Source organism: Methylobacterium sp. OAE515 (assembly GCF_041806315.1).
Classification (GTDB): domain Bacteria; phylum Pseudomonadota; class Alphaproteobacteria; order Rhizobiales; family Beijerinckiaceae; genus Methylobacterium; species Methylobacterium tardum.
On sequence record NZ_JBGMUV010000001.1, the window covers coordinates 4,040,734 to 4,067,500 of the forward strand.

At 71.7% G+C, this 26,767-nt stretch carries 21 protein-coding genes; 12 read left to right on the top strand and 9 right to left on the bottom strand.

Annotation, left to right across the window (positions count from 1 at the left end; genetic code table 11):
* Nucleotides 1-1,710: a DEAD/DEAH box helicase gene (locus tag ABIE45_RS19745; protein ID WP_192711311.1), complete on the top strand. Its 1,710-nt coding sequence runs from the start codon at nt 1-3 to the stop codon at nt 1,708-1,710.
* A gap of 709 nt (nt 1,711-2,419) precedes the next feature.
* Here ABIE45_RS19745 and ABIE45_RS19750 read toward each other — a convergent pair.
* A complete protein-coding gene (locus ABIE45_RS19750) occupies nt 2,420-3,166 on the bottom strand; it encodes an SDR family oxidoreductase (protein ID WP_192711312.1) in 747 nt (248 codons plus the stop codon).
* Nucleotides 3,167-3,263: 97 nt separating this feature from the next.
* Between ABIE45_RS19750 and ABIE45_RS19755 the strand changes: the two genes are divergently transcribed.
* On the top strand, nt 3,264-4,157 hold the full coding sequence (locus ABIE45_RS19755) for an AraC family transcriptional regulator (RefSeq protein WP_192711313.1): 894 nt from the start codon (nt 3,264-3,266) through the stop codon (nt 4,155-4,157).
* Between the two features lie 26 nt (nt 4,158-4,183).
* On the opposite strand, the gene ABIE45_RS19760 is transcribed toward ABIE45_RS19755, so the two are convergent.
* On the bottom strand, nt 4,184-5,299 hold the full coding sequence (locus tag ABIE45_RS19760; protein ID WP_210332068.1) for a hypothetical protein: 1,116 nt from the start codon (nt 5,297-5,299) through the stop codon (nt 4,184-4,186).
* Between the two features lie 120 nt (nt 5,300-5,419).
* Nucleotides 5,420-6,652: a histidine kinase dimerization/phosphoacceptor domain -containing protein gene (locus ABIE45_RS19765; protein ID WP_210332063.1), complete on the bottom strand. Its 1,233-nt coding sequence runs from the start codon at nt 6,650-6,652 to the stop codon at nt 5,420-5,422.
* Between the two features lie 146 nt (nt 6,653-6,798).
* Between ABIE45_RS19765 and ABIE45_RS19770 the strand changes: the two genes are divergently transcribed.
* The 6 genes from ABIE45_RS19770 (at nt 6,799) to ABIE45_RS19795 (ending at nt 12,535) form a co-directional block, all read left to right on the top strand.
* The gene (locus ABIE45_RS19770) at nt 6,799-7,062 is read left to right on the top strand and encodes a hypothetical protein (RefSeq protein ID WP_192711315.1); all 264 of its coding nucleotides are present in this window, start codon (nt 6,799-6,801) and stop codon (nt 7,060-7,062) included.
* A 132-nt stretch (nt 7,063-7,194) separates the two neighbouring features.
* On the top strand, nt 7,195-7,425 hold the full coding sequence (locus ABIE45_RS19775) for a DUF2945 domain-containing protein (protein ID WP_192711316.1): 231 nt from the start codon (nt 7,195-7,197) through the stop codon (nt 7,423-7,425).
* A gap of 116 nt (nt 7,426-7,541) precedes the next feature.
* Nucleotides 7,542-8,036 carry a (2Fe-2S)-binding protein gene (locus ABIE45_RS19780; RefSeq protein WP_042673359.1) on the top strand — a complete coding sequence of 165 codons (495 nt, stop codon included), beginning with the start codon at nt 7,542-7,544 and terminating at the stop codon, nt 8,034-8,036.
* A complete protein-coding gene (locus tag ABIE45_RS19785) occupies nt 8,033-9,076 on the top strand; it encodes a xanthine dehydrogenase family protein subunit M (protein ID WP_192711317.1) in 1,044 nt (347 codons plus the stop codon). Before ABIE45_RS19780 ends, ABIE45_RS19785 begins: the two co-directional genes overlap by 4 nt.
* Before the next feature lie 131 nt (nt 9,077-9,207).
* Nucleotides 9,208-11,484, top strand: coding sequence for a xanthine dehydrogenase family protein molybdopterin-binding subunit (locus ABIE45_RS19790; protein WP_192711318.1), 2,277 nt, complete (start codon nt 9,208-9,210; stop codon nt 11,482-11,484).
* 115 nt (nt 11,485-11,599) lie between these two features.
* Nucleotides 11,600-12,535, top strand: a complete 936-nt coding sequence (locus tag ABIE45_RS19795; RefSeq protein WP_192711319.1) for a dihydrodipicolinate synthase family protein — start codon at nt 11,600-11,602, stop codon at nt 12,533-12,535.
* A 96-nt stretch (nt 12,536-12,631) separates the two neighbouring features.
* Here ABIE45_RS19795 and ABIE45_RS19800 read toward each other — a convergent pair whose 3' ends face one another.
* Together ABIE45_RS19800 and ABIE45_RS19805 are read right to left on the bottom strand one after the other, a co-directional pair.
* On the bottom strand, nt 12,632-15,061 hold the full coding sequence (locus ABIE45_RS19800) for a membrane-bound PQQ-dependent dehydrogenase, glucose/quinate/shikimate family (protein ID WP_192711320.1): 2,430 nt from the start codon (nt 15,059-15,061) through the stop codon (nt 12,632-12,634).
* Nucleotides 15,062-15,198: 137 nt separating this feature from the next.
* The gene (locus ABIE45_RS19805) at nt 15,199-16,470 is read right to left on the bottom strand and encodes an efflux RND transporter periplasmic adaptor subunit (RefSeq protein WP_192711321.1); all 1,272 of its coding nucleotides are present in this window, start codon (nt 16,468-16,470) and stop codon (nt 15,199-15,201) included.
* A 198-nt stretch (nt 16,471-16,668) separates the two neighbouring features.
* Here ABIE45_RS19805 and ABIE45_RS19810 point away from each other — a divergent pair, with 198 nt between their 5' ends.
* From ABIE45_RS19810 to purD, 3 genes are all read left to right on the top strand, one after another.
* Nucleotides 16,669-17,892, top strand: coding sequence for an oxalate decarboxylase family bicupin (locus tag ABIE45_RS19810; RefSeq protein WP_192711322.1), 1,224 nt, complete (start codon nt 16,669-16,671; stop codon nt 17,890-17,892).
* Between the two features lie 72 nt (nt 17,893-17,964).
* Complete coding sequence (locus tag ABIE45_RS19815; RefSeq protein WP_192711323.1) at nt 17,965-18,279, top strand: hypothetical protein; 315 nt, start codon at nt 17,965-17,967, stop codon at nt 18,277-18,279.
* A gap of 96 nt (nt 18,280-18,375) precedes the next feature.
* Complete coding sequence (purD, locus tag ABIE45_RS19820; RefSeq protein WP_192711324.1) at nt 18,376-19,650, top strand: phosphoribosylamine--glycine ligase; 1,275 nt, start codon at nt 18,376-18,378, stop codon at nt 19,648-19,650.
* 175 nt (nt 19,651-19,825) lie between these two features.
* Here the strand turns inward: purD and ggt are convergent, their stop codons facing one another.
* Nucleotides 19,826-21,595, bottom strand: a complete 1,770-nt coding sequence (gene ggt, locus ABIE45_RS19825) for a gamma-glutamyltransferase (RefSeq protein WP_192711325.1) — start codon at nt 21,593-21,595, stop codon at nt 19,826-19,828.
* A 251-nt stretch (nt 21,596-21,846) separates the two neighbouring features.
* Complete coding sequence (locus ABIE45_RS19830; RefSeq protein WP_192711326.1) at nt 21,847-22,857, bottom strand: 1-aminocyclopropane-1-carboxylate deaminase; 1,011 nt, start codon at nt 22,855-22,857, stop codon at nt 21,847-21,849.
* A gap of 251 nt (nt 22,858-23,108) precedes the next feature.
* Here ABIE45_RS19830 and ABIE45_RS19835 point away from each other — a divergent pair, with 251 nt between their 5' ends.
* Nucleotides 23,109-23,573 (top strand): Lrp/AsnC ligand binding domain-containing protein, encoded by a 465-nt coding sequence (locus ABIE45_RS19835; protein ID WP_192711327.1) that lies wholly within the window; start codon nt 23,109-23,111, stop codon nt 23,571-23,573.
* Nucleotides 23,574-23,686: 113 nt separating this feature from the next.
* On the opposite strand, the gene ABIE45_RS19840 is transcribed toward ABIE45_RS19835, so the two are convergent.
* Nucleotides 23,687-25,042 (bottom strand): replication-associated recombination protein A, encoded by a 1,356-nt coding sequence (locus ABIE45_RS19840; protein WP_192711328.1) that lies wholly within the window; start codon nt 25,040-25,042, stop codon nt 23,687-23,689.
* 48 nt (nt 25,043-25,090) lie between these two features.
* Nucleotides 25,091-26,536: a Do family serine endopeptidase gene (locus tag ABIE45_RS19845; protein ID WP_192711329.1), complete on the bottom strand. Its 1,446-nt coding sequence runs from the start codon at nt 26,534-26,536 to the stop codon at nt 25,091-25,093.
* Nucleotides 26,537-26,767 lie beyond the last annotated feature (231 nt).

A 26,767-nucleotide genomic window follows, 5' to 3' on the forward strand; every position in this document is an offset into this window, starting at 1 on the left:
ATGCTGCGCCTGCGGGACTATCAGCGCGCCAGCCTCGACGCGCTCTCGGCCGCCTGGGCGCGGGGAGGGGCGGACGACGCGGCGCTCGGCCACCTGATCGTGCTGCCCACCGGCGCCGGCAAGGCGCTCGTGATCGCGGCCCTCGCCCGGGAGGTCTTGGACGAAAACCCCCTCGCCCGGGTGGCGATCGTCACCCACAGCCGCGAGCTGGTCGCCCAGAATTTTTCCGAACTGACCCGCTCCTGGCCGGAGGCGCCGGCCGGAATCTTCTCGGCCGGGCTCGGGCGGCGCGAGGCCGGAGCGCAGGTGCTGGTCTGCGGCATCCAGTCGGTGGCCGACCGGCTCGACGCGGTGGGAGCCCGCGACCTCGTGATCGTCGACGAGGCCCACCTGATCCCCCGCGCCGCCGATACCCGCTACGGCCGCTTCCTGTCCGGCCTGCGGGCGCTGACACCCGGGCTGCGGGTGGCGGGCTTCACGGCCACGCCCTACCGGCTCGATTCGGGCCGCCTCGACGAAGGCGAGCACAGGCTGTTTTCCGGCATCGCCTACGAGGCCGACACGTTCACGCTGATCCGGGACGGCTTCCTGGCGCCCCTCGTCTCCAAGGCGACGCTCACCCAGCTCGACGTGTCGGGGGTCGGCCGGCGCGGGGGCGACTACATCCCCGGCGAGCTGGAGGCGGCGGTCAACCGCGACTGGATCACCCGCGCAGCGGTCGCGGAACTCGCGGAATACGGGCGCTCCCGACGGGCCTGGCTCGCCTTCTGCGCCGGGCTCGCCCACGCGGACGCCGTGCGCGACGCGGTGCGGGCGGAAGGGTACTCCTGCGAGAGCGTCTCGGGCGAGACACCCCGCCGGGAGCGCGACCGGATCGTGGCGGCGTTCCGGGCCGGACAGATCCGCTGCCTGACCTCGGTCGGTGTGCTTGGCACCGGCTTCAACGTGCCCGAGGTCGATCTGGTGGCGCTGCTGCGCCCGACCCGCAGCACCGGGCTCTACGTGCAGCAGGTCGGCCGGGCGTTGCGCCGCGCCCCGGGCAAGGAAAACGCGCTGATCCTCGACTATGCCGGGCTGGTGCGGATGCACGGGCCCGTGGACGCCGTGACGGTGCGGAGCGCCACCCAGGGCTTGGGCGGGGCAGGGGCCTCGCGCGCCAAGCCCTGCCCCGGTTGCGGCGCCCTGATCGCGCTGAACGCCTCCACCTGCGAGGCCTGCTGGATCGAGCCGGAGGCAGACCCGGATGCCGAGGCGCCGCACGAAGCCGCAGCCGATGACGAGCTGGCGATCCTCTCGGCGGACCCCGGCCGACCCGGTCCAGAACCGGCCGGCCCTACCCCGATGGCGGAGACCGGCTGGCACGAGGCCGTCTGGCATCCGGTCACGGCCCTGAAGCTTGAGGCCGCGCCGGACGGGCTCGACCTCGTCCTCGGCTGGCGGGACGGCCCCGCCGAGGCAGCGTGGCGCGTCCGCCTGCGGCCCGAGCGCAGCGGCTACGAGCGGGAGAAGGCGGTGTCCTGGTGGCGCGGTCTCGGCGGCGGCCGGGACGCGCCGATGCGCGCCGCGGAATTCCTGGAGCGCGCCGCGCTTCTGGCCCGGCCGGCGGCGATCCGGATCCGGTCCGGCCGATTGTCGGAGCACATCGACTGTCGGACGCAGGACGGCCGGATCCTCGGCGATGTGCGCCGCCTGGCGAGCCGCGCCGCGTGAGACCACGCATTGGTGCAAGCCGCCGCGGGGAGGGGGCTCGGACCGCCCTCACCCGATCGGGGCTCGATCAGGGCGGCACACCTGGCAACGCCGAAGTCGCGTCGTCTGGAGGTCGTGCTGCACGGAACTGGACACGGTACGAAGCGGCATCTCAGCGGGGCTCGCAATCTGGCGACCAAACTGGCATGCCAGCCCCCTCGCCCGATCCAATCGACCCTAATGTTCCATAATATATCTTATGCGAATAATCGAGAAAGGCGCGCGAGGGTTGCTGGAGCCGGTACGGAGTTGTCATCCTTGGAACAAAAAAAGAATAAAAGACGAACGATACATGGCGGGCTCCCGCCGGAGGCTTCGTGACCGCGGCTATCCGTGCCTTTGAGACACCGATGCCTGGGAGCCGGTCGCGCCTCGATCCTCGACGCGACAGGGTGGATGACCGGCCTATGCTGGGTTCGCCTCGGGCGGTGATGACCGCGGACCACCGGCTGGTCCCTGCCAGCCGGACCGGGCGAGGGCGGTCCGGGCCCCCTCCCCGCGAACGCGCCACGCTCGCCCGTCCGCTGGCCTCGGCTGCGCGGACTTCGACCCGCGTGGACGCGCGATCGGCGCGGATGGCCCGTATCGGCGCGCCCGGCCGTCCTCTGCCCGGCCCGCCCTCCCCGAGGCAGGCCGTTGGATCTCGTTCGACGCCGAAAGCGAAGCAACGTCAGGCAGCCGCGGCCCAGGCCTCGGCGTCCGCGCCGGCCGGAAGGCGCATCGGGCAAGCCGGATCGGTCGCCGCCCGCCAGATCGCGGCCGCCACGTCCAGCGGCCGTGTCAGGGGCTCAGTGGAACGGCGCATTCCGGCGAAGAGCGTCGCTGCCTGGTCCGCGTAGGCCTCGGGAATGTCCATCCCCATGCGGGCGCGGGCGTTCTCGCCGAATGCCGTGTCGGGGGCCCGCCCCGGGATGACCAAGCGCGTGCGTATGCCGAACGGTTCCAGTTCCGTCGCGAGCGCTTCGGTGAAGGCGTTCACCGCCGCCTTGCTGGCCGTGTACACCGACAGGAAGGGCAGCGGCCGGAGCGTCACGGCCGAGGTGACGTTGACGATGACGCCCGAGCGCCGCTCCCGGAACTGCGGCAGCACCGCCCGGGTCACCGCGATGGTCCCGAGCGTGTTGGTCGCGAAGACCGCGTAGGCCCTGTCGGGTGTCACGCCTTCGAGGGCGTTGAGCAGGCCGACGCCGGCGTTGTTGACGAGGACATCGATCGGGCCCGCCGCGCCAACCGCCGCCGCGATGCTGTCCGCCTCCGTCACGTCGAGCGGCAGGACGCGGAGCCTGTCAGAAACGGGCAGGATGTCGGGGCGCGGCGTCCGCATGGTGGCGACGACCGACCAATCCCGGTCGAGGAAGAAGCGGGCTGTCTCCAGGCCGAAGCCGGACGAGCAGCCGGTGATGAGGATGGTGCGCATGGACGATGATCTCCGGACGGTGGCGCCCCGAGAGTAGGCGGCTAAAGCCGGACGATCTATCATTGAAAGTCCGGATCACATTTGCGATCGTCCAGATATGACGGATCCCCTGAGCCAGATGGTCGGACTGCTCCGGCCCGAGCCCGACATCGCGAAGCGCGTCGTTGCGGGCGGCACGTGGCGGGTGACGCGCGCGGATGCCGGCCGGCCCTTCTACGGCGCGATCCTAGAGGGGCGGTGCCGTCTGGACGTGGCGGGATGCGCGCCGATCGTGCTCGAAGCGGGCGACTTCATCTTGGTTCCGGCGGCCCGCGCCTTCGCGGTCTCCAGCCTGGAGCCGCCGCCAGCAGACGCGCCGACGGCGCGCGTCGAGACGAGTCCCGGCCTGTTCCAGCTCGGGCCGGAGCACGCCGAGCCCGACATCCGGATGCTGGTCGGGCACTGCGCCTTCGCCTCGGACGCCGCCGGCCTGCTGGTCTCGCTCCTGCCGCACCATGTGCATGTGCGCGGCGAGCCGCGGTTGATCGCGCTGGTGGAACTCGTGAACGACGAGACGCGCTCGGACCGGCCAGGTCGGGAGGCGATCCTGGGGCGGCTTCTCGAAGTTCTTCTCATCGAGGCGCTGCGTTCGGCCGCGGGTCCGTCCGCATCGGCCGGGCTCCTGCGCGGTCTTCACGACGATCATCTCGCCGCCGCCCTGCGATGCATCCATGACCGGCCGGCTCAGGCCTGGACGGTGGCCGCCCTCGCCCGGGAGGCCGCGCTCTCGCGGTCCGCTTTCTTCGACCGGTTCCAGCGCGCGGTCGGGGTCGCGCCGATGGCCTACGTCACCGGCTGGCGCATGGCGCTGGCCAAGGCGTTCCTCCGCCGGGACGGGATCACCGTCGCGGAGGCGGCCGGACGGGTGGGCTACAGCTCCGCCAGCACGTTCAGCGTGGCCTTCACACGCCATGTGGGAACGCCGCCCGCCCTCTACGCGCGGGGAGCTTGAGGGGCGAAAGAGCGGAGCGTCCGCTCTTACAGGAACCGCGGCCGCAGCCGGCCGAGGAGATCCCGGCCCGGGAACCGGAACGGCGGCATCGGCAGATCCGGCGCCGGCTCATCTCCCGGGATGGGCCCCTCGGCGAAGCGCGCCCCGGCGGACCAGAACCCGTCCCGCCGCGTGCCGATCATGCCGAGCCCGACGGGCTCGCGCGTCGCGTCGGGCCGCAGCCGCCCTGCCGCCCAGACGCGCTGCCAGCACCGGCGCCGCGACAGGTCGGCATCCCGCCAGCCCAGCCGGGCATAGCCGGCCGCCGCGAAGACCCGGTCCCCGGCAAAATCCTCCGGGATCCACACCCAGCTCGAGAACACGTGGACCGTGTCGGCGCGGAGGCCGGCCGGGTCCACCGCCCGCGTGTAGGCGCTGAGCGCCGTCGCCCGGTGCCGGCCGACATGCCGGCGCAGGCGCCCCGGCAGCCGCAGCGCCTCCGGGAAGGCGGCGGCGTCGAGGCGGGTCGGCGCCGCGCCGCGCTCCAGCGCGTAGGCGCTGTCCACGAGGTGCATCCAGGGTTCGAGGTCGACGTCCCAGGCCTGCTCCACCGGCGCGAAGCGGCGGACCTGTCCCGCGATCAGCCGGTCGGCGACGCGCCGGGCCGGTTCGGGAGCCCAGTCCGGGCCGGCCTCGGTCACGCGCAGCAGCGTCGAGGGCCCGTGCGCCCAGACCGCCTCGGCGAGACGGGCGAAGTCGGCCTCGGGCTCGTCGCGGCCGACCTTGCGCACCAGGATCTTCGAGCCGTCGGCGAGGTCATCCAGCATCTTGCGCTTGAGATGGGCCAGCCGGCCGTATTCCCGCTCCAGCAGCACCTCCGGCTCGATCGAGCCGGCCGGGTGCCCGGTGTTCGCCCAGATGTTGTAGGCCACGCTGTGGCAGTAATAGGTGCCGCCGGAACTCACGGAGAGCCGCAGGTCCCCCGGCACGCCGAAATCCGCGAAGCCGCAGCGCAGGCCGCGGATCAGGTCCGCCATCGGCGTGTAGGAGAAGCGCAGCAGGCCGGAGGGCTCGACCCCGCCGTAGCGCTGCACGAACCCGAACTCGCAATTGTCGCCGAGGCTCCGGAAGGCGTGGAGCCGTTCGGCGAGGAGCGCCGCCATCGTCCTGAGCCCGGTCACTGCATCCACTCACGCCCGCGCCCTGTCGCGCCGAGACCGTCGCGCCCAGATCGCGACGGGGCAGGGCCTTTGTCGAGTCCCCGCCCCGGCCGGGCGGCGCGCTCAACCGGCAAGCGGCACCTCCAGACGGAAGCAGGCGCCCTTCTCCCGGGCCGGAATCGTCAGGCTGCCGCCGAGCTGGCGCGTGAGGCTGCCGACCACCCGCATACCCAGGCTCTTCGAACTGCGCCCGATCTCGAACCCCGCCGGCAGGCCGATTCCGTCGTCGGCAACCTCGACCACGAGCCCCTCGGGCCGACGCTCGGCGCGGACCCGGATCTCGCCGCCCGCCGGGTGCGTCTCGGGCGGGTAGGCGTATTTGAGCGCGTTGGTGACGAGTTCATTGACCAGCAGGCCGATGGGGATCGCCCGGTCGGCCGAGATCCGCTGCGGGCAGGCCGTGCAGGCGAGCCGCTGACCCGGAACGCCGCTGGCGAGGTTGGCCACCAGCTTCTCCAGGAAGGGCGCGAGGTCGAGCTCGCCCGGGACCCCCTCCCCCTCACCCTCCACCTTGTCACCCTGCCGCCAGAGCTGGTCGTGGACGCCCGCGATCGCCTCGACGCGGCTGCGCGCGTCCGACAGGGCCGCCTGCACGGCGGGTTCCTCGGCGGCCCGCGCCTGCAGGGCGAGGAGGCTCGCCACGATGGCGAGGCTGTTCTTGACCCGGTGGCTCATCTCGCGGGCGAGCAGGTCCTGCCGGGCGAGGGCGGCCCGCAGCAGGCTCTCGGTGCGCTGGCGCTCGATGGCGCCGCCGAGCAGGTTGGCGAAGCCCTGCATAAAGGCGATGTCGGCCTCCGCGAACATGCCCTCGCGGGTATCGTCCACCTCCAGCACCCCGAAGGCGCCGTCCCGGTTCTCGATCAGCACGTTGATCGCCCGGCGGATGCCGTGCTCGGCCATGAGCTGCGGCGTGCGGAACCGGGTCTCGTCGGCGAGGTGGTTGGAGATCACCGGCCGGCCGGTCTTGAGGGCGAAGCCCGCCGGGGAGGCGAGGTCCGCCCCGATCCGGGCCTTGCCGATCACGTCGGGGCCCCAGCCGACGCCGGCCCGGACCAGCAGGGTGTCGGCGCCGCGCCGATATTCGAGGGCCTTGCAGAACTCGGCGCCCATGCCCTGCGCGCACAGCTCCGCGGCCCGCTGCAGCAGGTGATCGACATCGGTGCCGCGCAGGGCCTCGACGCCGAACTCCGACAGGATCGCCTGCTGGCGCAGGCGATAGTCGAGATCGGGCGGCGCGGGCGCGCGGTGCGGCTCGGGGCTCGGTTCCACTTCGGTCTGGTCGGTGTTCGCACTCATGGATGGTGACAGAGTAGCAGGAAGGCGGCCCCGGCGCGAAGCGTCGCCGCTCGTAGGGGAGCACCCGTCGTCGCACCCCTGCCGCCGTTCGGACCCCCCGGCCCCGTTCGGCGTTCGTCCGTGAGCACGACGCGAGGAACGCACGCATGGCCGACGACCTGAACGGACTTACCGACAAGGCCCTCTCGATCTTTGCCTTTGCGGCTTATCACCGCCTCGTCAGCGGCGAAAAAGTCACCTCGGTGATTCGCCGGGACGGCGCCGGCCATGAGGCCGATCCGGAGGGCGTGAAGGAGCTGGAGGAGCGCGGCCTCGTCACCGCCGGCGAGACCGATATCGACCTCGGTGACACCGCGCAGGCGGCGGTCGAGACGATGGTCACAGCCTTACGTCGGGAGGTCGGGCGCTGAGGGGCGGGTGACATTGGTCGAGGCGCAGGCCGGGCGGAACTGGGTCGCTCCGGCTGCGGCATCCCGGCCGTGGAAACCCGGGAACGCGCCCGCCCCCGGGCGCCTTTCCCCGCATCCACGATGGAGACGCGCATGACCGCCAAGGCGAAGGTGAAGACCGGGGACGACGTCACCTACAGATGGGGCAAGGGCACCGTCTCGGGCGCGGTGACCAAGGTCCACACGCAGGACGTCCAGAAGACCATCAAGGGCAACACGGTGAAGCGCGAGGCCTCGAAGGCCGAGCCCGCCCTCGAGATCAAGACCGCCAAGGGCAAGACCGTGTTGAAATCCGCCTCGGAGGTCCGGGTCAAGTCAGCATGACAGCGCAACCATCGCGTGCCGTGATCTTGCGCACATCGCTCTCTACTTAAGGTCTCGCCGGGAGTGGGGCGGCGGCTATCTGTAACGGTTCCAGCCTTGGAAGCCGGGACCCCCGCATGACCATTCCCCTCAGGCTCACCCTGAACGGGCAGCCGCGCGAGATCGCCCTCGACGATCCGCGCGTTACCCTCCTCGATCTCCTGCGCGAGCGCCTCGGTCTGACGGGCGCCAAGAAGGGCTGCGACCGCGGCCAGTGCGGCGCCTGCACGGTCCTGGTGGACGGGCGTCGGATCAACAGCTGCCTGACCCTCGCCGCGAGCCTCGACGGCGCCGAGATCCTGACCATCGAGGGGCTTGCCGAGGGCGACCGGCTGCACCCGGTCCAGGCGGCCTTCATCGCCCATGACGGCTTCCAGTGCGGCTTCTGCACCCCCGGCCAGATCATGAGCGCGGTCGGCCTGATCCGCGAGGGCCAGGCCGGCACCGATCCGGAGCGCATCCGCGAGGGCATGAGCGGCAACCTCTGCCGCTGCGGCGCCTACGCGGGCATCCTGGACGCCGTGCAGGACGCGGCCGCCCGGACCTCGGAGCAGCGGGAGGACGCGGCGTGAGGACCTTCGACTACATCCGCCCCGCGAGCGTGCCCGAGGCCGTGGCGGCCGGCCAGCAGCCGGGCACCGCCTATCTCGCCGCCGGCACCAACTTGGTCGATCTGATGAAGGGCGGCGTCGCCACCCCGGAGCGGATCGTCGACATCAGCCGCCTCCCCGGCCTTTCGGCGATCGAGCGGCTGCCGGACGGCACCGCACGGGTCGGCGCCCTGGTGCGCAACAGCGATCTCGCCCACGATCCGGCCTTCGCCAAGGCCTACCCGATGGTGGCCGAGGCCCTGCTGGCCGGCGCCTCGGCGCAGCTGCGCAACGCCGCCACGGTCGGCGGCAACCTGATGCAGCGCACCCGCTGCCAGTATTTCACCGATGCGGTCTCGCCCTGCAACAAGCGCGCGCCCGGCTCCGGCTGCGCGGCCCTGGGGCACGCCACCCGCATCCACGCCGTCCAGGGCTGGAGCGAGCACTGCATCGCCACCCACCCGTCCGACTTCTGCGTGCCGCTCGCCGCCCTGGACGCGGTGGTCGAGATCGCCGGGCCGGACGGCGCCCGAGAGGTGCCGCTCACGGACTTCCACCACCTGCCCGGCGACCATCCGGAGCGAGAGACCGCCCTGCGGCCCGGCGAGCTGATCATCGCCCTGCGGCTACCTCCGGAGGCGGCGTCCTTCCGGGCCAACGCCCGCTACCTCAAGGTCCGCGACCGCACCTCCTACGCCTTCGCGGTGGTCTCGGCGGCGGCCGCCCTGACCCTGGAGGCCGGCGGCCGGATCGGGCAGGCCCGGCTCGCCCTGGGCGGGCTCGCGCTCAAGCCCTGGCGGGTGGCGGAGGCTGAAGCCGCGCTCGCCGGACAGGCGCCCTCCCCCGAGGCCTACGCGAAGGCCGCCGACGCGGCGCTCGCCGGCGCCAAGCCCACCGGAGAGGCCAACGCCTTCAAGATCGAACTCGCCCGCCGGGTGGCGATCCGCGCCCTGAGCCAGGCCGCCGCGGGCACGCCCGCCCGGATCCCGGCGCTCCCCGCCTCCCCGTTCGGCATCGTCTGACCCCGCCCCCGGTCGGCGGCGCCGCGACCTTCGATGTCGCGCTGCCCTGGGTCACTTCGCGCCGCCCGTGATGACGGAGCGGGTCACCGCAACCGAAGGCTTCACCCGGAACCCGTCTTGAGGAGACCCGCATGACCGCGACCTCCACGCCATCGAACACGCCCGCCTCGAACCTCCCCGCCGGCCCGATCCGGCACGGCTCCAGCATCGGCCAGCCGCTGACCCGGCGCGACGGCCCCCTCAAGGTGACGGGCCAGGCCCGCTTCTCCGCCGACAACCTGCCCCCCGGAACCCTCCACGCGGCGCTCTGCGTCGCCCGGATCGCGAAGGGGCGCGTCACCGGCCTCGACGTGGCCGCCGCCGAGGCGCATCCCGGCGTCGTCGCGGTGATGCGGCCGGGGCACGCCCCGACGCTCGCCAAGGACCCGGACGCCAAGGACGGCCCGTTCACCTTCCGCCTCGACCTCCTGCAGAACGATCGCGTCCGCTACGCCAACCAGCCCATCGCCGTGGTGATCGCCGAGACCCTGGAGGCGGCCACCGAGGGCGCCCGGCTGCTCGCCCCGACCTACGCGGCCGAGACGCCGCGGATCGGGCTCGATTCCGGCGAGGCCTTCACGCCGGATTCGGTCGGCGTCGGCGCGCCGCCGGTCGAGACGGACGGCGATGTCGAGGCCGGGCTCGCGTCCGCGTCGAAGACGATCGCCGCCACCTACGAGACGCCGGCCCAGTACCACAACGCCATGGAGCCGCACGCGGCGGTAGCCAGTTGGGACGGGGACCGGCTGACGCTGCACATGCCGACCCAGGCGCTCGCCATGTCGCAGGCCCGGCTCGCCGGACTGTTCGGCATCAGCCCCGAGGACATCCACATCGAGAGCCCCTATCTCGGCGGCGGCTTCGGCTCGAAGGGCGTCCCCGCCGGGCCGCAGGTGCTCGCCTGCATGGCGGCGAAGCTCGTGGGCCGTCCGGTGAAGCTCGTGCCGACCCGCACCCAGATGTACGGCCCGATGGGCCATCGCGGACCGACCCGGCAGACACTCCGGCTCGGCGCCGACGCGTCCGGCAAGCTGACGGCCCTCGACCACCACATCCGCACCGCCTCGTCGAGCTTCGACGATTTCTTCGAGCCGGCCGGTCGGGCGACCAGCACTCTCTACGCGAGCCCGGCCATCGCCATCCGGCACGAGGCCGTGCGCCTCGACACCGGCACGCCGCTGTTCATGCGGGCGCCCGGCGAGGCCACCGGCAGCGTCGCCCTGGAAAGCGCGCTGGACGAGATGGCCCATGAGCTCGGCATGGACCCGCTGGACTTCCGCCTCGCCAACTACGCCGAGGTCGAGCCGCTCACCGGCAAGCCGTTCTCCTCGAAAGCCCTGCGGGAATGCTACCGCCGCGGCGCCGAGGTTTTTGGCTGGGCCGGGCGCCCGCTCCAGCCCCGCCAGACGCGCGACAAGGACGGGTTCCTGGTCGGCACCGGCATGGGCACCGCCACCTTCCCGGCGCTGATCTTCGAAGGCATGGCCCGGGCCGAGATCCGCGCCGACGGCACCGGCACGGTGGAGCTCGGGGCGATCGACATGGGCCAGGGATCCTGGACGGCGCTGGCCCAGATCGCCGCCGACGGGCTCGGGATCGGGATGGACGCCCTCACCTTCCGGATGGGATCTTCCGACTTGCCGAATGCCGGCATCGCGGGCGGCTCGGGCCACACCGCCACGGCCGGCGGCGCGATCCACGCGGCGGCCGGCGACGTGATCCGGCAACTCGCAGAGCTGGCCACCAACGACCCCGCCTCCCCGCTTTACGGCGCGGGCAATGCCGGCGTGACCGCCGCCGACGGCCGGCTGACCCGGCGCGACGATCCGAGCCGGGGCGAATCCGTCACGGATATTCTCAAGCGGGCCGGCCGGGCGCGCATCGAGGGCCAGGGCAAGGCCGGTGCTGATCCGGCGGCACAGGCGTCGTACGCCATGCACGCTCACGGCGCGGTCTTCGCTGAGGTGAAGGTCGATCCCGATCTCGGCCAGATCCGGGTGAGCCGCCTCGTCGGCGCCTTCGCGGCGGGCCGGGTGATCAACCCGCGGCTGGTGCAGAGCCAGTATTACGGCGGGATGATCTGGGGCCTGTCCTTCGCCCTGCACGAGCGAGCCGAGATGGACCCGCGCACCGGCCGCTTCCTCAACGACAACCTCGCCGAGTACCATGTGCCGGTGAACGCCGACGTGCCCGCCATGGAGGCGATCCTGGTCCACGAGGACGACGCGGTGGTGAACAACCTCGGCGTGAAGGGCGTCGGCGAGATCGGCATCACCGGCACGGTGGGGGCGATCGCCAACGCGATCTGGCACGCCACCGGCGTGCGGGTTCGCGAGATGCCGATCACCCTGGACAAGCTGCTGGGCTGATCGAACGGATCGATCGCCTGGAGCCCGTCCCGGACGCATCGCGTCGCCCGGGATTTTTTAGTATGGGGCATGCCACCCGGCGGCCGGCGGCCGCCGCAGCAGCGCGGAGACCGGCATGCCCCTCACCAGCGATATCGGCGGCGTCGTACCGATCGCACCGACGCCGTTCCATCCGGACGGCCGGATCGACGAGGTCTCCCTCGACCGGATGACCGACTTCTTCGGGTCGGCCGGCGTCGACGGTCTGACGATCCTCGGCCAGCTCGGCGAGGCCGGCAAGCTCGACCACGCGGAGGGCATCGCGGTGGCGCGGCGCGTCCTCGGGCGCACCCGGCTGCCGGTGATCGTCGGCGTCACGGCGCCGGGCTTCGCGGCCATGCGGTCGCTGGCCCGAGAGGTGATGGATTTGGGGGCGGCCGGCGTGATGATCGCACCGCCCAACACCCTGCGCACCGACGATCAAGTCGTCGGCTACTACCGCAACGCCGTGGAGGCGATCGGGACGGACGTGCCCTTCGTCCTGCAGGATTACCCCCTCACCTTCTCAGTGCAGATGACGCCGGGCGTGATCCGCCGGATCGTGTCGGAAAACCCGTCCTGCGTGATGCTCAAGCACGAGGACTGGCCGGGGCTGGAGAAGATCTCGACGCTGCGCGGCTTCGAGCGCGACGGGTCGATGCGCCACATCTCGATCCTGGTCGGCAACGGCGGCCTGTTCCTCGATTTCGAGACCGAGCGCGGCGCCGACGGGGCCAATACCGGCTACGCCTTTCCGGAAATGCTGGTCGATGTGGTGCGCCTCGGCCGGGCCGGCGAGCGCGACGCCGCCCACGACCTGTTCGACGCCCACCTCCCCTATCTGCGCTACGAGCAGCAGCAGGGCCCGCTGGGGCTCGCGGTGCGCAAATACGTCTTCATGCGGCGGGGCATCTTCGCCTCCGACGCGCAGCGCAAGCCCTCGCAGGCGCTGACCGCCACCGCGAAGGCCGAGGTCGAGTACCTGCTGGCGCGTCTCGCCCGCACCGACGCGCGGGCGCGGCTCGCGGGTTAGGACGCCCCTGCCCCGGCTGGACGGCCCAAGCTTTCCGCAAAGTCCACGCCGCCGCGAGGCCGGCGATCCCCGGGCTCGCGACAGGTGCGCGGCGGCTCAATCGAGCCGGAAGGCGATGACCGAGTCGCCCGGCGTGGTGCCGAGCGAACCGTGCCCACCCGCCGCGATCACCACGTATTGCCGGCCGTCCTTGCCGCGATAGGTCATCGGGGTGGCCTGGCCGCCGGCCGGCAGCGTCCTGGTCCACAGGATCTCCCCGGTCTGCATGTCGTAGCCGCGGATGCGGTCGTCGAGCGTGGCGGCCGTGAACGCGACGCCGCCGGTCGTGGTCAGGGTGCCGCCATGGGCGAGGATGCCCATCTCGAACGGGATCGGGACCGCGACCCCGCCGATCTTCTGCCCCGCGACGGTGCCGTTGCGGTGCTTCCAGGCGGTGGTGCCGTCCGCGAGGTTCACCCCCACCCGCACGCCCCAGGGCGGCGCGTTGCACGGGACGCCGAGGGCCGAGCGCATGTGGGCGATGGAAACCGCGTAGGGACCGCCGAGATTCTCGTTGCCCGGGGTGGAATCCGGGTCGGCGGTGACGAGGCGCTTCTCCGGGTCGCCCGGCGGGCGCGGGAGCAGGCGGTAGAGGTAGGGCAGGTATTGCGGCGTCGCGATCATCCAGTGATGGACCGGATCGACCGCCACCGAGCCCCAGTTGAACACCCCGATATTGCCGGGCCAGATGATCGCGCCGCCCGAATCCTGGGGCGGCGTGAACGGGTTGCCGTCGTAGCGGTTCGACCGGAAGGCGAGGCGGCACTGGATCTGGTCGAAGGGCGTGACGCCCCACATGTCGGCCTCCGTCAGCGCCGCGGGCGCGAAGCTGAGCGACGACATCGGCTGGACCGGAGACGGCGCCTCCCCCGGGATGTCGGTCCGGGTCGAGACCGAGACCTCGGAGACCGGTCGGATCGGGGCGCCGGTGCGGCGATCGAGGACCCAGACGTTGCCGACCTTGGTGGGGACCAGGATTGCCGGCACTGTCGTGTCGCCCTGCGGCAGAGTCAGGAGGACCGGCTGGGACGGGTTATCGCGGTCCCACAGGTCATGATAGGTGGTCCGGAACGCCCAGGTCAGCTTGCCCGTCTCCAGGTCCAGCGCCGCCAGGGCGTCGACCAGGGCCTCGTCCGCCTTCGACCGCGACACGCCGACCTGATCGGGCGCCCGGTTGCCGAACGGCACGTAGACGAGCCCCAAAGCCTCGTCGGCCGAGAATTGCGTCCACGCCACCGCCGAATTGGGCTCGTAGAGCGCGCCGGGCTCAAGTGGCGCGGTCTCGCCGGGCTTGCCGGCATCGAACTTCCAGACGATCGCGCCGGTCCGCACGTCGAAGGCGCGGATCACGCCCGAGGGGTTGTCCGCGTAGTAGTTGTCGGCGATCGCGCTGCCGAGGACGATGAGGTTCCGGGTGACAAGCGGCGCCGAGGTCTGCTGATAGCTGGCGCGTCTGAGGTTCGGCATCTGCGCCTTCAGGTCGACGAACCCGTTCGCCCCGAAGGTCCTGCACAGGGCGCCGGTCTCGGCATTCAGCGCGTAGAGCCGCGCATCCACCGAGGCGGCGATGATCCGGCGCGGGCATTCGGCGATGGCGGCCGCGATCGCCCCGGCCGCCGCCGGATCCGTTCCCGCCGGCGGCGCGTAGGCGGCCGAGTCGTTGTAGGACACGCCGCGGCAGGTCTGGTGCTGGTACTGGCTGTCCCGCGCCATCTGCGGATCGAAGGCCCAGACCCGCTTGCCGGTCTCGGGCTCCAGGGCCTCGACGATGTTGTGCGGGGTGCAGAGGTAGAGCAGCCCGTTGACCTTGATCGGCGTGGCTTCGAACGTGAATTCCTTCGAATCCGTCCGGCTGTCGCCGCGCAGGTCACCCGTGTGGTGCTCCCAGGCGACCGTGAGGCCCCGGACATTGCCGGGAGTGATGTCCGCGAGCGCCGAGTAGCGCTGGCCGAGATTGGTGCCGCCATAGGCGACCCAATCGTCGGCCGGAAAGGGGACGCCGCTCGGATCGACGGCGGCGGGGCCCGCCTCTGCGACCTTCGGCAGACGGCCGCGCGTCTCGACCGGATCGACGAACCAAGCCGCAGCGCTCAAGGCCGCGATCAGCAGGACGACGGCCCGGAGAACGAGCGGACCGTTCCGGAGGCTGAGCTTCCAGGGCCGTTCGGGCGCGTCGCGCAGGCGCCGCACGACGAAGGGCAGGCAGAGCACGAGTCCGACGAGGAGGATCAGGGCCCCGCGCGGGATCCATTGCCACTTGTCGAATCCGACCTCGCCGAGCGTCCACGCGAAGGCCGCCGCCAGCACCAGGGCGTAGATCCGGAGGCCGTTCTGGCGCCGCCGGACCAGCTCGACGCCGGAGGCCAGCACGCCCAAGCCCAGGGCGACGTAGAACCAGGACCCGCCCGCGAGGGCCAGTGTCAGACCGAAGCTCGCGAGGGCGAGGCCAAGCAGCGCGATCGACAGCGCTATCGTTCCAAGTGCCACGGCGGTGGTATCCGCTTCCTGAGCCAGCCGGTCACGGCGGCGCCGGGAGCTGAGCCCCCACGGCGCCGCCGCATGCCCGACGGCTTATCGCCGCCGTAGCTGTCCCAAGGCTGGACAAGGCTGCCGGGCGCCGCCGCTCACGCCCCGGCCCGGTCCTCCGGACGCAGGCTGACCCTGTCGCCGTCGCGCAGCGAGGCCGCCGGACCCACGACGACGCGCTCGCCGCCGCTCAGGCCGTCGCGCAGCTCCAGCAGCGTGCGGGTCTGGCGGAAGATCGTGACCGGGCGCATCCGCACCACGCCGCTCCCGTCGCCCGCCGGCTCGACCACCGCCACGCGGGTCCCGTGCTGGTCGAAGATCAGGGCGTCGTTCGGCACCGTCACGGCGGGCGAGACCCGCGGAATCTCCAGCGTGATGGTGATGTAGAGGCCCGGCCGCAGCGCGCCGTCGGGATTGGGGATGTCGACCTGCGTGACCAGCGTGCGCGCGGCGGAGAGCAGCGTCGTCGACGAGCGCGAGACCGTGCCGGGAAAGACCTTGCCGGGGATCTGCGCGACCTCGACCTTGGCGGGCAACCCGTCGCGGACGCCGTCCGCGGCGTAGAGCGGCACGTTCACCGCCATGCGCAGCACGTCGTCCCGGTTCAGCGTCAGGAGCGGCGGACCGGTATTCGTGTCCGCCGTGACCGCGTCGCCGACATCGTTGTTGCGGGCCGTCACCACCCCGTCGAAGGGCGCGCGGATCTCCTCGAAGCCGGTCAGAACCTTCAGGCGCGCGACCTGCGCCTCCTGGGCGGCGATGTTGGCCTCCGCGACCTTCACGGCGGCCCTGGCGGCGTCGACATTGGCGGTCTGCGCCAGCACCCCGGCCTGGGACGTGTCGGCGTTCTGCCGGGTCTCGACCCCGGTGCCGGCCAGCGTCGAGGTCCGCCGGTTGGTCACGTCGGCGAGGTGGCGGTTGGCCTCGGCCTGATCGACCATCGCCCGCGCCTGGATCAGCGCCGCCTGGAGCTGCAGCACCTGCGACTGCGCCTGGACCAGCTGCTGGTCGAGGTCGGGCGCGCTGATCCGGAACAGCAGGTCGCCCTTCTTCACGTGCGAGCCGATATCGACCTTGCGCTCGACGATGTAGCCGGTCGCCCGCGGATAGAGGCTGGCGGTGTCGAAGGCCTGGGTGGTGCCGGTCTGGGTCAGGCTCAGGGCGCCGGCGGCCCGCACCGCGGTGGCGACCCGCACGGCCGGCGGCCTCGCCTCGGCCGTGCGCGGCGGGCTCGCCGCCCGGGACTGGTCCGGCCAGGACCGGTATCCGAGGAAGCCCGTGCCCGCCAGCGCCAGCAGGGCCAGCCAGAGGCGGCCGTGGGACGCTGGACGGCCGGCCCTGCCCGCGGCTGAACTGTCCCCGTCCGACATCCTCGCCCTCAGGTCGCGCCGCGCATCAAATGTCGAACATGGCGCCCGCCGACCGGCCGGGACGCATCTGGCCCTGTCGTCCATACATAGGCCGTGCCCGGGCTCCGGGCGAGATGCCGCGGTGCACGATCGGGACTCGCCGCGGATCCACCCGGCTCCCCTTCGGTTACCCTGCCAGAAGTCAGGGACCGAGATGCGATGACCGAGATCTCCAGGCGCGCCATCATCGCCGCCGGCGGTGCGATGATGGCGGCTCCCGCTGCCGCGCAATCCTCCGGGCCGGCCGCGCCCCTCCCCGAGCGCGGCGGCAAGGGCGCCGACATCCTCGGTCCCCGGAACCAGCCCCGGGCCGCCGAGGAGCCGTTCACCCTGGCCCCGCCCGCCACCGACCACGGCACGATGCCGAACCTGAAATGGTCCTTCTCCGACAGCCACATGCGCCTCGAGGAGGGCGGCTGGGCGCGCCAGACCACGACCCGCGAACTGCCGGTCTCCACCGCCATGGCCGGGGTCAACATGCGCCTCAAGGCCGGCGTGGTGCGCGAGATGCACTGGCACAAGGAGTCCGAGTGGGCCTACATGATCAAGGGCAAGGCCCGGATCACCGCGGTCGATCAGGACGGGCGCACCTTCGCGGACGATGTCGGCGAGGGCGATCTCTGGTACTTCCCGGGCGGCATCCCGCACTCGATCCAGGGCCTCGCGTCCGACGGGGTCGACGGCTGCGAGTTCCTGCTCGTGTTCGACGACGGCGGCTTCTCGGAGGATTCCACCTTCCTGCTGACCGACTGGCTGGCGCACACGCCCAAGGACGTACTCGCCAAGAATTTCGGCCTGCCCGAGAGCGCCTTCGCGAAGATTCCCGAGAAGGAGCTCTACATCTTCCCCGGTCCGAAGCCCGGCCCGCTCGCGGCCGACAAGATGGGCGGCTCCGGGCCGGTGCCGAAGACCTTCAGCCATCGCATGCTGGCGCAGGAGCCGGTCCGCACCAGGGGTGGCAGCGTGCGCATCACCGATTCCACGGTGTTCCCGGCCTCGGTCACCATCGCGGCGGCCCTGGTCGAGGTCGAGCCCGGGGGCCTGCGCGAGCTGCACTGGCACCCCAACAGCGACGAGTGGCAGTACTACCTCTCGGGCCAGGGCCGGATGACGGTGTTCGGCTCGGAATCGAAGGCCCGCACCTTCGACTACCAGGCCGGCGACGTCGGCTACGTGCCTTTCGCCATGGGCCACTACATCGAGAATACCGGCGACACGACGCTGACCTTCCTGGAGATGTTCAAGAGCTCGCGCTACGCCGACATCTCGCTGACCCAGTGGCTGGCGCTGACGCCCCATCCTCTGGTCCAGGCCCATACCGGGCTGGATCCCAAGCTCGTCGAAGCCCTTCCGGAGACGAAATCACCGGTCGTTCCGGGTTGACGCACCCCGGAACCCGGCCCGATCCTGGCGCGTCGACGACGGTATAGGCCAGTTCCCGTCACGGAGAGAGTCATGCGCCTCGCGTCACGCGCGCTCCTCGCTCTGGCGCTCGCTCTCCCAGCGGGCACCGCCTGGGCGCAGGTGCAGCAGAACGACCCGAACGCCGCCAACGCGTCGTTCGCCTTGCAGAGCCAGATCCGGACCCTCAACCAGCAGCGGGTCACGGATTACAACACGCTGAACCAGTCGATCCAGCGGAACGCCCAGTTCCAGCCCTATGGACCCTACCTGCCCTACCGGGGCGTCCATGTCGGTCGCCATATCGGCCGACACGGCATCGTGCCGCGGGGCGGGGGCATCAACACGAGCGTGTGCATCGGCTGCTGAGAGGCCCGGAACTCTGCGCAGAGCGGGGAAAGCCCGAAAAAAACCTTTTCCCGCCGGCAGGCTTCGCCCAGAAGCTGGGCCCATGGTGGCGTGCGCATGAATATCCTGCTGATCGGCTCGGGCGGCCGCGAGCACGCTCTGGCCTGGCGTCTGGCCCAGAGCCCGCTCTGTAACCGCCTGTTCACGGCCCCCGGCAATCCCGGCACGGCCCGCCACGGCACGAACCGGCCGGACCTCAAGGTCACCGACCATGCCGCAGTGGCGGCGTTCTGCGCGGCGGAATCGATCGGCCTCGTCGTGGTCGGGCCCGAAGCACCCCTGGTCGCCGGGCTGGTCGACGACCTGAAGGCGGCCGGGATCCGCGCCTTCGGGCCGACCCGGGACGCCGCCCGCCTCGAGGGCTCGAAGGGCTTCACCAAGGACCTGTGCGCCGCCTGCGGGATCCCGACCGCGGCTTTCGCGCGCTTCACCGCCCTGGAGCCGGCCCTCGCCTATGTCCGCCAGCAGGGTGCCCCGATCGTCGTGAAGGCCGACGGGCTGGCCGCCGGCAAGGGCGTCACGGTCGCCGAGACCTTGGACCAGGCCGAGGATGCGCTGACCGCCCTCTTCGAGGAGCCGGGTGCCGAGGTGGTGGTCGAGGAATGCCTGTTCGGCGAGGAAGCGAGCTTCTTCGCCCTGTGCGACGGGACCCGCGCGATCCCACTCGGCACGGCTCAGGACCACAAGCGCGTGTTCGACGGCGACCGCGGCCCCAATACCGGCGGCATGGGCGCCTATTCCCCGGCCCGGGTCGTGACCCCGGAGATCGAGGCCCGGGTCATGGCCGAGATCATCGCGCCGACGCTCGCGGGCATGCGGGCGCGGGGCTGCCCGTTCACCGGCATCCTGTATGCCGGGCTGATGCTCACGGCGGACGGTCCCAAGCTGATCGAGTACAACACCCGCTTCGGCGATCCCGAGGCGCAGGTGCTGATGCCGCGCCTCGCATCCGACCTCGTGCCGGCCCTGCTCTCGGCCTGCGAGGGCGACCTGTCCGGGGTGACGCTCGAATTCGACCCCCACCGGGCCGCGCTCACCGTGGTGATGGCGGCGGCCGGCTATCCGGGGGCCGTGGTGCGGGGCTCGGTGATCCGCGGGGTCGACGCCGCCGAGGGCGACGGGGTCCACGTGTTCCAGGCCGGCACCCGCGCCGAGGGCGGACAGCTGCTCGCCGATGGCGGCCGGGTGCTGGCGGTCACGGCTCTGGGCGACAGCGTCACCGATGCCAAGGCCCGCGCCTACGCGGCGGTGGCCCGGATCGATTGGCCGGAGGGTTTCTGCCGGCGCGACATCGGGTTCCGTGCCGTGGCGCGGGAGGCGGGCGAGGGCTGACCCGCGTTCCGTGACGGGTGCCTCGGCCCCACCCCGCTCTCCCGGGACGACGCGGGCGAGCCCGACACCGAGATCCGCCGATCGATCCGGGTCCGGCGCCGGTGGGGACGCCGGAGCGCGGGCTCCGCGCCGCGGCCTGGAGTGACGGGCTCGCCCCGGTCGAGCCGTCCGCCCCCTACTCCCCCACCGCCGCGCCGGCCGGCCTGCGGTTGTCGTTGGCGCCGTAGAGCAGGCCCGGCCGCATCCGCTCCGTGCGCGAGGCGTCGTTGCCGGACGACGCCGCCTCCGGCAGCACGGGCGCCGCGGCGCGGACCGCGATGAGTTCCTGTGCGCCCCAGGGCTTCTGCTCGACGATCGTGTGGCCCATGCCCCGCAGGAGGCCCTGCGTGTCCGCCGAGAGCGCGAAGGGTTCGGCGTAGATCGTGTCGGGCAGCCACTGGTGGTGGATGCGCGGGGCATCCACCGCCTCCTGCGGCTCCATGCCGAAATCGAGCATGTTGATCAGCGTCTGCGCGTTGATCGTGATGATCCGCGAGCCGCCCGGCGAGCCCGCCACCATCGCGACCTGACCGTCGCGCAGCACGATCGTGGGCGCCATGGACGAGAGCGGGCGCTTGCCCGGCTGGATCGCGTTCTTCGTCCCCTGCACGAGGCCGAACAGGTTCGGCACCCCGATCTTGACCGTGAAGTCGTCCATCTCGTCGTTGAGGAAGAACCCCGTGTCGCCGGCGATCACCCCGGCGCCGAAATAGCCGTTGATCGTGTAGGTCAGCGAGACCGCGTTGCCGGCCCTGTCCATCACCGAGATGTGGGTGGTCTCGGGCCGCTCCCGCGTCTCCGGGCCGGGATCCGGCCGGATCTCCGCCGACGGGGTTGCCCGGTCCGGGCGGATCGAGGCCCGGAGCGTCTCCGCGTAGGCCGGCGACAGGAGACGGTCGACCGGGTTTTCCACGAAGGCCGGGTCGCCGAGCAGCAGGTTGCGGTCCGCGTAGGCGCGCCGCATCGCCTCGACCATCAGGTGCACGGTCCGGGCCGAGTTGAACCCGGCGGCCCGCAGGTCGTAGCCGTCGAGGATGTTGAGGATCTCGCAGAGCGTGGTCCCGCCGGACGAGGGCGGGGGCGCCGACAGGATCGTCGCGCCCCGGTAGCGGCAGGTCAGCGGCTCGGACTGCGTCACCGTGTAGGCGGCGAAGTCGGACGCCGTCAGCAGGCCGCCGCCCGCCCGGGAGGCCGCCTCCACGGCCTCCGGGATCGCGCCCCTGTAGAACGCGTCCGCGCCGTGCTCGGCGATGGCCTGGAGGGTGCGGGCGAGGTCGGCCTGGACCAGCCGGTCCCCGGGCCGCCACGGGCTGCCGTCCGGGCGCAGGAAGATCCGGGCGACGTTCGGCTGCCCGGCGAACAGCTTGGTGCCGGATTCGAGGATGTCGGTGTCGCCCCGGGTCAGCACGAACCCGTCCCGGGCGAGCGCGATCGCCGGCGCCATCACCCGCGCCAGCGGCAGGGTCCCGTACGCGGCGAGCGCGGTGTTGAGGCCGAGCACCGTCCCGGGCACGCCGGCCGCCTTCCAGCCGCGCAGGCTCGCGCCCTTCACGACGTTGCCGGCGGCGTCGAGATACATGTCCCGGGTGGCGGCCGCCGGGGCGGTCTCGCGGAAATTGACGAAGCGGCTGCGCCCGTCGGCGCTGTGGAGCACCAGGAAGCCGCCGCCGCCGAGATTGCCGCAGCACGGGTTCACCACCGCCTCGGCGTAGGCCACCGCCACCGCGGCGTCGACGGCGTTGCCACCGGCCTTCAGGATGTCGGCGCCCACCTGCGAGGCGAGGCGCTGGGACGAGACCACCATCCCGTTCTCGGCCTCGACGGCCGGCCCCGAGGCGGCCCAGGCCGGTGGGCTGCCGAGGGCGAGCAGGGCTGTCAGGAGCAGCGCGCGTGCCGGTGCGATCATCCTGCCCTCTCCGGTGCGGGTCCCGCGCCGTTGCTGGCGCAGGCCGCCATATAGGGCGAACGGGACGATGCGGTCGCCTGCCGACATTCCCACGCGCGACCTCATCCTGAGGCGCCAGAGCGCACGCAGGCCTCGAAGGAGGGCTCCAGACGTCTCGCGATCCCTGGAGGGCGCCTCCGAAAGGCGGCTTCGCGCACCTCTGGAAGAGGGCGGGTGAGTGGGAGAGGCCGGGCAGGCCTTCCGCTTCCGCCTCAGCCGTTGCGGAACGTGTAGCTGTAGCCGTTCAGCGCCGGTGCGCCGCCGAGATGGGCGTAGAGCACCTTCGAGCCCTTCGGGAAGAAGCCCTTCTTCACGAGGTCGATCATGCCCTGCATCGACTTCCCCTCGTAGACCGGGTCGGTGATCATCCCCTCGAGCCGGGCCGAGATCCGGATCGCCTCCACGGTCTCCTTGGAAGGCACGCCGTAGACCGGGTAGGCGTAATCCTCGTTGAGCACCACGTCGTCGGCGACGATGTCGCCCGCGCCGACCAGGGCGGCGGTGTTCTGGGCGATGTCGAGGACCTGGGCCTTGGTCTGGGCCGGGGTGCAGGAGGCGTCGATGCCGATGACGTTGCGGGCGCGCCCGTCGGCCGAGAAGCCCACCAGCATGCCGGCATGGGTCGAGCCCGTCACCGTGCAGACCACCACGTAGTCGAAGCGCAGGCCCATCTCGGCCTCCTGCTTGCGGACCTCCTCGGCGAAGCCGACATAGCCGAGCCCGCCGTACTTGTGCACCGAGGCGCCGGCCGGGATCGCGTAGGGCTTGCCGCCCTCGGCCTCGACCTCGGCGAGCGCCCGCTTCCACGAATCGCGGATGCCGATGTCGAACCCGTCATCGACGAGCTGCGTCTGCGCGCCCATGATCCGCGACAGGAGGATGTTGCCGACCCGGTCGTAGACGGCGTCCTCATGCGGCACCCAGGCCTCCTGGATCAGCCGGCACTTCATCCCGATCTTGGCGGCGACCGCCGCGACCATGCGGGTGTGATTCGACTGCACGCCGCCGATCGACACCAGCGTGTCGGCCCCGCTCTTGATCGCGTCCGGCACGATGTATTCGAGCTTGCGCAGCTTGTTGCCGCCATAGGCGAGGCCGGAATTGCAATCCTCGCGCTTGGCGTAGAGCTCCACCTCGCCGCCGAGATGCGCGGTCAGGCGCTTTAGCGGCTCGATCGGCGTCGGGCCGAAGGTCAGGGGATAGCGCTCGAATTTATCCAGCATCGGGTCTCTCCGGGTCTCGGGGCGCGGCCGGGGGCAGGAGCGGTCTCCGTCCGGCCGGGACGCGTCGAAGCGAGGCCTCGGGGACGGCCCGGCGCAAGGCCCGGCTCCGTCTTCGAGGCGCAGGGAAAACTACCCGATCCGCGATGAAAGGTGCTCTCGATCTTTCATCTCAGACATCCAGTGACTTGCGTCGCTGAGCACCTTAGCTGCAGAGAATTCCGGATCGCGCGCCGCTTCTGAAAGAATCGTCCATGTCCGCAGGGCTCGACCGGATCGACCAGAAGATCCTCCGCCTCCTTCAGGCGGACGGGCGCATGGCCAATGCCGAGATCGCCGAGCGGGTCGGCACCAGCGCGGCCACCTGTCACCGCCGGATCCAGCGCCTGTTCACCGAGGGGTTCGTGCGGGCGGTCCGGGCGCTGATCGACCCGATGCGGGTCGGACGCGGCACCCTGGTCTTCGTCGGCGTCGTGCTCGACCGCTCGACGCCCGAGAGTTTTTCGGAGTTCGAGGCCGCCGTGCGGGCGATTCCCGTACTCCTCGACTGCCACCTCGTGGCCGGCGATTTCGACTACATGCTGAAGATCCGGGTCTCCGACATGGCCGACTTCAACCGCCTCCACAGCGCCACGCTGATCGGCCTGCCGGGGGTGCGCCAGACCCGGACCTTCTTCGTGATGAAGGAGGTGATCGACAACGCGCCCCTCGACCTGTGACAGCGTCTCTGCGAGCGGAGGAAGCAATCCAGCCGCGCCACGCGGCCGGAGGTCGCGCCGCCCTGGGTCGCGTCGCTGCGCGCGCGATGCCGCGATGGCGGCGGAACCGCCCCCTACCCCTCCCCGCGCCCCTCCCCGCGCCGCGCCTTGCGCAGCGCCTCCCACCGGTCGAGGCGCTCGGCCAGGCGAGTCTCGTAACCCCGTTCCGTGGGTTGATAGAGCTGCTGGCGCCCCAGCGCATCGGGCCAGTAATCCTGGCCCGAGAAGGCATCGGGCTCGTCGTGATCGTAGCGGTAGCCCTCGCCGTAGCCGATCCGCTTCATCAGCTTGGTCGGCGCGTTGAGGATGGTGCGCGGCGGCGGCAGGGAGCCCGCCTCCTTGGCGAGGCGCGTCGCGGCCTTGTAGGCGGTGTAGACGGCGTTCGATTTGGGCGCGCAGGCGAGATAGATCGCCGCCTGGGCGAGCGCCAGCTCGCCCTCCGGGCTGCCGAGGAAGTCGAACGCGTCCTTGGCGGCGTTGGCCACCACCAAAGCCTGCGGGTCGGCGAGGCCGATATCCTCCACCGCCATGCGCACCAGCCGGCGGGCGATGAACAGCCGGTCCTCGCCGGCATCGAGCATCCGGCAGAGATAGTAGAGCGCCGCGTCCGGATCGGAGCCGCGCACGGTCTTGTGCAGGGCCGAGATCAGGTTGTAGTGGCCCTCCTGCGCCTTGTCGTAGATCGGCGCGCGCCGCTGCACGATGTCTTGCAACGCTTCCGCGTCGAGGGTCTCGCCTGCTTGCGCCGAGCGCCAGACCTCCTCCGCGAGGGTCAGGGCGGCGCGACCGTCGCCGTCGGCCATGCGCACCAGCACGCCCCGCGCCTCCTCGGTGAGCGGCAGGGCCTGGCCCGTCAGCGCCTCGGCCCGGACCAGGAGCCGCGCGATCGCGCCGGGATCGAGGGCCCGGAACAGCAGCACTCGGGCACGCGACAGGAGCGCGGCGTTCAGCTCGAAGGAGGGGTTCTCGGTGGTCGCACCCACCAGCGTGACGGTGCCGTCCTCCATCACCGGCAGGAAGGCGTCGAGCTGCGCCCGGTTGAACCGGTGGATCTCGTCGACGAACAGCAGGGTCGCCTGCCCGGTCGCCCGGCGCTTGCGCGCGGCCTCGAACACCTTGCGCAGGTCCGGCACGCCCGAGAAGATCGCCGAGATCTGCTCGAAATGCAGGTCGGTACCCTGGGCCAGCAGCCGCGCCACCGTGGTCTTGCCGGTGCCGGGTGGACCCCAGAAGATCAGCGAGCCGAGGCTGCGCCCCCGCAGGAGCCGGGTGAGCGCCCCGCCCTCCCCGGTCAGGTGCTCCTGGCCGACCACCTCCGCCAGGCTCTGCGGGCGCAGCCGGTCCGCCAGTGGCCGGGCAGCTTCGGCGCCGGCAGCGCGGCCGTGATCCGATGCCGAGGGAGGTTCCGGGGAGGTGAACAGGTCGGACATCCGCGCATCAACACCGAGCCCGGCGCCCGTCGCAACCCGGGATCCGACTTATCCGCGCAGCACCGACTTCATCTCGATGCCGTCGCGATTGATCGCGATCTCCCAGGCACCGAGGCTGTTGCGGGTCACGCGTTCGAGATCCTTGGTGGTCTGGACCGGCAGCCCATTGACCGAGAGGATGATGTCGCCCTTCTGCAGGCCGGCGAACGCGGCCGGCGAGTTCTCCTCGACGGCCTGCACGGCCACGCCTTCGGTCGGGAAATCGACCTGCATCTCCTCGGCCACCGCGGGCGAGGTGTTCACCAGGGTCGCGCCCACGAAGGGCGAGCGGGTCTTCACCTTGAGCACGTCGCGCGGGCGCGTCTCCGGGGCCGGGGCGAGCTTCACCGCGACCGTCTGGCGGCTCGTGCCACGCAGGATCCCGAAGCGGGCTTGGCCCTGGACGCCCTTCAGGGCGAAGCGGTAGCCGAACGCCTCCGGGTCGGCCACCTCCTGGCCGTCGACCGTCAGGATCAGGTCGCCGCGCTTCAGCCCGGCCTCTTCGGCGGGGCTCTTGGCCTGCAGGCTCGCCACCAGCACGCCGGTCGGGTGATCGAGGCCCATGCTGTCGGCGATGTCGGGCGTCACGCTCTGGATGCGCGCCCCGAGCCACGGCCGGCGCACGACGCTCGCCCCGTCGCGGGCGGCGTCGACCACGGCCTTGACCATGCCGACGGGGATCGCGAAGCCGATGCCGTGGCTGCCGCCGGATTGCGAGTAGATCGCCGTGTTGAGGCCCACCAGCTGACCGCGCAGGTCCACCAGCGCGCCGCCCGAATTGCCCGGGTTGATCGCCGCGTCGGTCTGGATGAAGTACTGGTAATCGGCCGAGCCCACCTGCGTGCGCGCCAGCGCCGAGACGATGCCCTGCGTCACCGTCTGGCCGACGCCGAACGGGTTGCCGATCGCCATCACGAAGTCGCCGACCTCCAGGGCGTCGGCATCGCCGAACGGCATCGGCACGAGACCCTTCGGGACATCCTTGAGCTTGAGCACCGCCAGGTCGGTGCGCGTATCGCGCATCACGATCGTCGCCTCGAACTCCCGGCGATCCGCGAGAGCGATCCGCACCTCGTTCATGTTGTCGATGACGTGGTTGTTGGTGATGACGAGCCCGTCGGCATCGACCAGAACGCCCGAGCCCAGGGAGCGCTGCGCCCGGTCGCCCCGCGGGCCGCGACCGCCTTCCGGCTCGCCGAAGAAGCGGCGCATGAACTCCTCCATGGCGCTGGTGCGCGCGCTGGAGCGCTTGTCCACGTGGGAGGCGTAGACGTTCACCACCGAGGGCGCGGCGCGCTTCACCACGGGCGCGAAGGAGAGCTGCACGTCCGCCTTGCTGAGGGGAACGACCTTGGCCGTCTCCTTGGGCGCCTCGGTGCGCGCCATCTGCGCCCCGGCCGGACCGGTAGCCAGCAGGGCTGCGACGAGGGCGGGCAGGGCAAGGCGGGTCAGCATACAGGGCTCCGGCGTCAGGGCGGGTGCGCCGTCCAGGCGGTCAGGAGGAGGCGCACCGGGAAGCCCTACGGTATCAAGCTCGATTGCGGCAGACCCGCGACACCTTCGCCGCAGCGGATGGTCTCCGCTCGAGGGGCTGGGTTTTCCGATGCCGGGCTACTGACCGGGCGCCGCCCGCAAGCGGACCGCAGGAGTACGGACGTGACGTCTGCCGCGTAGCGAACATACGAC